The organism is Bradyrhizobium jicamae, from assembly GCF_018130215.1.
Classification (GTDB): domain Bacteria; phylum Pseudomonadota; class Alphaproteobacteria; order Rhizobiales; family Xanthobacteraceae; genus Bradyrhizobium; species Bradyrhizobium jicamae_A.
In genome coordinates, this window is record NZ_JAFCKQ010000070.1 from 22289 (window position 1) to 28288 (window position 6000).

A 6000-nucleotide genomic window follows, 5' to 3' on the forward strand; every position below is an offset into this window, starting at 1 on the left:
TGAGGTTGCGGTCTGTTGAGGCTTGAGTGAAGCGATCATTTCTGTTCTTCGATCTTTCGGAGCCCAAGTGATTTGATTGGCCAACCTGGCGAATTCGATTCCACGCGCAGAGCCCAACGCCTCCTGGCGGTCGATGGGCTTCGTGGCATTCTCGCTTTCACGGTGCTTGTTCATCATGCTACGGCTCCGATAGGCGCTTACTGGCTATTTCCCGTCGCCAACGTTTGCGTCTTCATCTTTTTCGCGCTTTCCGGCTATGTTCTTACGCGCGGGTGGAACGGACGCTTCGGTACCTTCCTGCTGCGTCGTTTTGTTCGCCTCTGGCCGGTCTATGCCGCTTGTCTCGGAGCAGGTTATCTGATCGCAGGCAAACAGCCAATTTGGTCTGAGTTCTTCTGGTATCCAATCCACTATCCCAGCGATCCCGCCAATCTCCATGGGGTTGATCCGCCAAGTTGGTCCCTTACGGTAGAAGCCTGGGCAATGCTCTTCATGCCTCTGATCGTCTGGATCGTGTCCGGGACGTTTCGCAAATTGGTGATCGGCTTCGCCGTTTTCGCGCTGGCGGTTCAGGCCTATCCTGCGATGTCAGTGGGCATTTTCTTCTTGGGCGGCGCCGCGTTGCACCGGTGGGAGTTTCAGAATCGCATCCTGGAGGCTTCAGTTCCGCAATGGCTGGGAAAAATCTCCTACAGTCTTTATCTGTCCCATTGGCTGGTGCTTACATTACTATGGCGCTGGTTCGGACCATGGACCGCAGCTTTGATCGGGCTCCCGTCTGCTCTTGCTCTGGGTTATTTCGTTTGGCGTTGGATTGAAAAGCCAAGTATCTCCGCTTCGCGGCGGGTTGACGGCTTCCCGCGCTTTCAATGGATTCTCGGATGGCATCGCCCGGCGCGGATAACTCCATTGCCTTCAAGTGACAATCGTGACGTCGCGCCCAGATGACTTGCTTGGCCGGATGGGCCCGAGTCAGGTAGCGCGAGCCACCAAGGATCTGCGCGCCAGTTGCACTGCGGCGACCTACAAGCCCGCACAATGGCTCGAGAGTCCCCTATAGTGGCTCGATCAGCTGAGGCCCGTCCTCGCCTTCAAGATAATAGCTTTGGAGGCGATCCTGATATTCTCGGGCGCACCCGCCTTCATTGGCTCGCGTGCCGAATTTTTTGTTTACCGCGTGATGTCGCACTAACCACATCGATGACGTATCTACGCCGACGATGTGGCGGTGATTTACCTCTGGCGCGCAAGAGTCGACAATCCAGACTTCACACGGATTGACCGGTTATTTCTAGAACCACCCGCTCATCATGAGGCCGACAGCCGAACGACGTCGCTGATGGTTGTGAAAATCATCAATACGAGAACCAACACCAGGCCGGTCCTCATCCCCCATTTCTGGACGTTCTGGGAGACCGGTCGGCCACGCCCCGCTTCAATCGCGTAGAACAGGAGGTGTCCGCCATCGAGCGCTGGAATGGGAAGCAGATTGATCAATCCTACGGTGGCCGACAACATGCCGGCAAGCTCCAGGAGAGCCGTAAGTCCAAACGTGGCAACCTGACCGGAAATCTGCGCGATCTTGATTGGACCGCCCAGCCGGTCGGTGGATTCCCGGCCCACGACGACCTTAAGCAAATATTGGAGCGTCTGATCCGCGATAAACCATGTCTGGTTGACCCCAAGCTCGATGGCTCGGGCCGGACCAATTTGCTCGATTCTCGTATCCGCCGGCGCCGCCGACCTGCTTATCCCAATTTGCGCTATCCGTGTGACGTTGCCCAGGGCATCCCTAGTCTCCGTAACAGCCGGAGCCACATCGAGTACCCTGCGAGAGCCCTGCCGGTCGACCGTTATCCTGAGGGTTTGCCCGGCGCTGACGCTGACGAGTTGTATCAGTTCGTTGAACCCATCAATCTTCACGTCATCGACGGCGACCACAATGTCGCCCGGCAGGAAACCGGCTGCGGCGGCTGGGCTGTTTGGCCGGACCTCTGCGATGCGCGCCAGCGTGACCGGCCTTCCGAACAACATCAACTCGCCAGAAAAAATACAAACGGCAAGGAGAAAGCTTGCGATCGGGCCAGCAGCAACAATTGCCAGCCGCCGGCCAACTGAAGCGCCGGCAAAGGTTGCCCGTCGCTTTTGCACGTCAAGTGAGCTCGCGGAGTCGCCAAGGCTTGCGGCATTCCCGTCGCCCAGGAATTTGACAAATCCACCAAGAGGAATCGCACAGACCTTCCAGCGCGTGCCCTTGCGATCCGTAAACCCGAACAACTCAGGACCAAATCCGACAGAGAACGCCGTGACCTCGACCTTGCACCATCGCGCGACCAGGAAGTGGCCGAGCTCGTGGAAGAAAACGACGATAGACAGAACAAATACGAACGGGACGAGATAACCAGCGAGCCAAATACTCGAGCTTGCCAGACTTCCGATTACCGCCATGATGCCAATTCCTGTCCAGTCTTTCGACGCCCGCGCAGCGTGACCTCACGAATATTAGCGCGATTCGTAAATTTAGCGACTCAACCGCCGCGAAACTTGCGAAAAGGCTTGCGTCCCTGATCGGCCTGCAGGAGATTTGGCGGAAGCGAGGGTCAGGCTTTGATGAAACGGAGTTGCGCAATTGGGCTCGCAACAGCGTCTGCGCTCTGCTGCGGTACGCCGGTTGCCTCGTCCGAGATAACGACCTCCCCCGGCCGGGAGGGCCGCGTCGTTATCCAGATCGAGGGGCAACTCCAGCCGGGCGATGCGGATCTGTTCGTTGCTTCCGTCAACAAGGCAAAGGCGGCCGGAAAGACCGTCGAGAGTGTTCGGCTCAATTCGACCGGTGGCCGACTTGCGGAGGGCGCAAGATTGGCGGGGATGATCAAGGTCGCGGGATTTTCGACCAGCGTCAGCCCGGGTGCGGTTTGTGCGTCGGCCTGCTTCCTGGCATTCGCCGCCGGCGATCCCAGGTTTGCCGGCGAAGGGGCGATGATCGGCGTCCACAAGGCATCAGAGCGCGGCGGTCAGGAGACCGCGCTCTCGGATGCGGCGACCCTGTCCATGGCTCGCTTTGCCCGGGAGCTCGGCGTCCCCTCCCCGATCATAGGTCAGATGGTTTCCACGCCGCCAAGGCAGATCGCATGGCTCGACGCTCGAGAGCTTCGATCGATGGGGGTCAGGATTATCCGGAATATCGAGCAGGCCAGAAGCACCCCGGCAGTTATTGCGACCGCCGAACCGCCACCTGATCAAACGAGCCAGCCGTCTTCGACTTCGCACCCCAGTGCGGAGACGACCAATTATTCGTGGAATGCCTTCATCGACCGGGCCATCACCGTTTCCACCGAGCAGAATCGGGGAAGCGCAGCGATGTCGCGATTCTGCAAACCAGATTCCAGCGAGTGCATCATGACCGTGGCTTATCTGCTCGGCGACGGTCGACGCGGCGTCGCCACCGTCGGCCAGGATACGACAGGCAACATCACGCGGCGGGAAGTTTGCGAAAGCAACGTCTCCGATGACGTTAGAGAATGCGTCGACTGGGACACCGGCAGAAAATATCACGATATGAAGAATACCAAGGGCGATTGGGTCCAAGTCGCCGAGTAAATGCAAGGCGCAATTGGCGGAACCGCAATAACAATCCAGAACAATCCGCGCGACCAAGCAACCGGCATTGCGCCGTCCCCCCGAGCGTTGACGGCGGTCACGCCCTGGCGCGCGGAAGGAACACGGCGCGCGATCTCGAGCCGCAGATCGGCCAGATCGATGAACGCGTCAGCCTGGCGCCGCAGATCGTAGGAGGTTGTCGTCGATCGGCTTGCGACCGTACCACCGTGACGCGCACGCCGCGGCGTTGCATTGCCTCGACCAACCGGCGGAACCCGCCGTCGCCGGAGAAATAGGGCTTAAGGGGTTGGAGCCTTCCTCACGGGCACGCAAAACGACTGATTGAGGACATGCCCATTTTCTTATCAGCCAACCGGCTGACTGCCGTGCGGGCCTGATCAGGTAGTGGTCAGCCCAGGTGCTCTTGCCCTCGATGCGGATTTCCTCAGCCGGCTCCGTGATGATGCCGCACATCAATTGCCCGGCTTGTCGATCGTCCGTTCGCCGGCTCTGGTTGCTGCACAGGCGGTACGTCTCATGTGTTTGGAGAAAAGTCGGCGAAGGGCCGCCCAAACAGCGCCAAGAAATTCAAATCACTGGCGCGCGCCACAGCGGAGCGCGACTCTCGATGCGGATCAACTGAACCGCTTTGCAACGCAGTGTGAGGCGATTGATACAAACCCCGCCGTTTTCGAATGCAGTCGAGACCTGCGTTTTCCGCACCTGTGGTCTGCAATCCTGTTAGAGGTAACCGGAGGTAGAGGCAGTCATTGAAATTAAAATCGATTTTGCGGTTCGCACCAAGCGAACTGCGCGAGGCGGCCCGAGTTCCCGGTTCCTACCCCGAAATGGGTGTGACGTTGTGCCACCTACCTGTGCTGTAAAGTCGAATTAGCGTGCTGGTTCTCGATCTTTGATAAGCACCTGATGATCGACGCGAATGAAGACTCTCAGTCCTTTCCGTCGTGAGAGTGCTGCCTGCTCATATTGCCAAGCCAACCCTGCTACTTCGAATTTCAGAAGAAGTCATAAAAGATTTCCCAGATCGGATGGCGGGAGCATGATTGCGATCGAAAGCCGGGCCGCGCAGGCAAATGTTTGGTCGCAAACAAAGCGCATCGCTTCCGTCGATATCATCGACAATCTCGCTGCCGCGGAGACGATCTGGCGCGGCTTTGAGGGCCCAAACCATTCCGTGACGCCCTATCAGCGGTTCGACTTCCTCGCCCCGTGGCAGCGTGAGGTCGGTGAGCGCGGGGGGCTGTCGCCGTTCATCGTCATCGCGCGCGATGCAGCCGGCCGGCCACGGGGCTTGCTGCCACTTGCCCTGCAAACAACCCTTGGCGTGCGCTGCGCGAGTTTCATGGGCGGCACGCATGCAAACTTCAACATGGGCCTGTGGGAGCGCGAGTTCGCTGCCGCGGCCACCGAAGCTGATCTCAAGGCGCTATTAGCGATGCTCGCCATGAGCGACGAAGTCGATGTCCTGGCGCTGCGCCAACAGCCGCTACATTGGCGCGACCTGCAAAACCCGCTGTGGCTCCTGCCCCATGAACCCTTGGCCTTCGATTGCCCGTTGCGCACGATCAGGTCCGGCGCGACGGCGGCGAACCTGATCAGCAATTCCCTCCGTCGCCGCCTGCGGAACAAGGAGCGCAAGCTGCAGCCGCTTGCCGGCTACCGCTATCACATTGCGTCCGCGGACGCCGATATCACCCGCCTACTCGACTGGTTCTTCCGCGTGAAATCCCAGCGGTTGGTCAGGCAGAAGCTGCACAACGTGTTCGCCGAGCCGGGCGTGAGCGAATTCATCCGCGCCGCCTGCAAGACAAAGCTGCCTTACGGCGGCCGCGTCATCGAAATCCATGCGCTTGAATGCGACGAGGAAGTGATTGCGATCTGGGCCGTGGTCGCAGATGGCAACCGCTTCTCGACGATGTTCAACACCTACACTCTGTCCGGAAATGCGAGATTTAGCCCGGGCTTGCTTCTGATGCGCCACATCATCGATCGTTTTATTGGTCAGCACGGTTGCTCCTTCGACTTCGGGATCGGCTCGGACGACTACAAGCGGGAATTCTGCAAGGACGACGAGCCGACCTTCGACAGTAATATCCCGCTCACCGCGCTCGGCCGGCTGGCCGCCGGCGCGATGTCCGGGGTAAGCGGTGCCAGGCGCCTCGTGAAACGCAATCCGGCGCTGCTCGGGGTCGCGCAGAACCTGCGCAGCATGTTTCGCCAAGCCGCATAGTCGAGGTGCGCAAGAGGAAAAGTTCGGTTTTGCAACTTGTAGGTGCGCGGACGAGGGTCAACCCTGGCGGGCGGAAGGAACACGGCGCGCGATCTCGAGCCGCAGATCGGCCAGATCGATGAACGCGTCAGCCTGGCGCCGCAGATCGT

4 protein-coding genes and 1 pseudogene are annotated in these 6000 nt (G+C 59.4%); 3 read left to right on the plus strand and 2 right to left on the minus strand.

Going from position 1 to position 6000, the window contains the following annotated elements:
* Nucleotides 1–72: 72 nt before the first annotated feature.
* Nucleotides 73–948: an acyltransferase gene (locus JQ586_RS37760; protein WP_212399719.1), complete on the plus strand. Its 876-nt coding sequence runs from the start codon at nt 73–75 to the stop codon at nt 946–948.
* A gap of 360 nt (nt 949–1308) precedes the next feature.
* On the opposite strand, the gene rseP is transcribed toward JQ586_RS37760, so the two are convergent.
* A complete protein-coding gene (gene rseP / locus JQ586_RS37765; protein ID WP_212399720.1) occupies nt 1309–2448 on the minus strand; it encodes an RIP metalloprotease RseP in 1140 nt (379 codons plus the stop codon).
* 420 nt (nt 2449–2868) lie between these two features.
* On the opposite strand from rseP, the gene JQ586_RS37770 reads away from it, so the two are divergent.
* Nucleotides 2869–3600 carry a hypothetical protein gene (locus JQ586_RS37770; protein ID WP_212399721.1) on the plus strand — a complete coding sequence of 244 codons (732 nt, stop codon included), beginning with the start codon at nt 2869–2871 and terminating at the stop codon, nt 3598–3600.
* Here JQ586_RS37770 and JQ586_RS40910 read toward each other — a convergent pair.
* Nucleotides 3552–3892, minus strand: a pseudogene (locus JQ586_RS40910) (NYN domain-containing protein); the annotation flags it as partial. The gene JQ586_RS37770 and the pseudogene JQ586_RS40910 sit on opposite strands and share 49 nt — an antisense overlap.
* A gap of 768 nt (nt 3893–4660) precedes the next feature.
* Here JQ586_RS40910 and JQ586_RS37775 point away from each other — a divergent pair.
* A complete protein-coding gene (locus JQ586_RS37775; RefSeq protein WP_212399722.1) occupies nt 4661–5851 on the plus strand; it encodes a GNAT family N-acetyltransferase in 1191 nt (396 codons plus the stop codon).
* Nucleotides 5852–6000 lie beyond the last annotated feature (149 nt).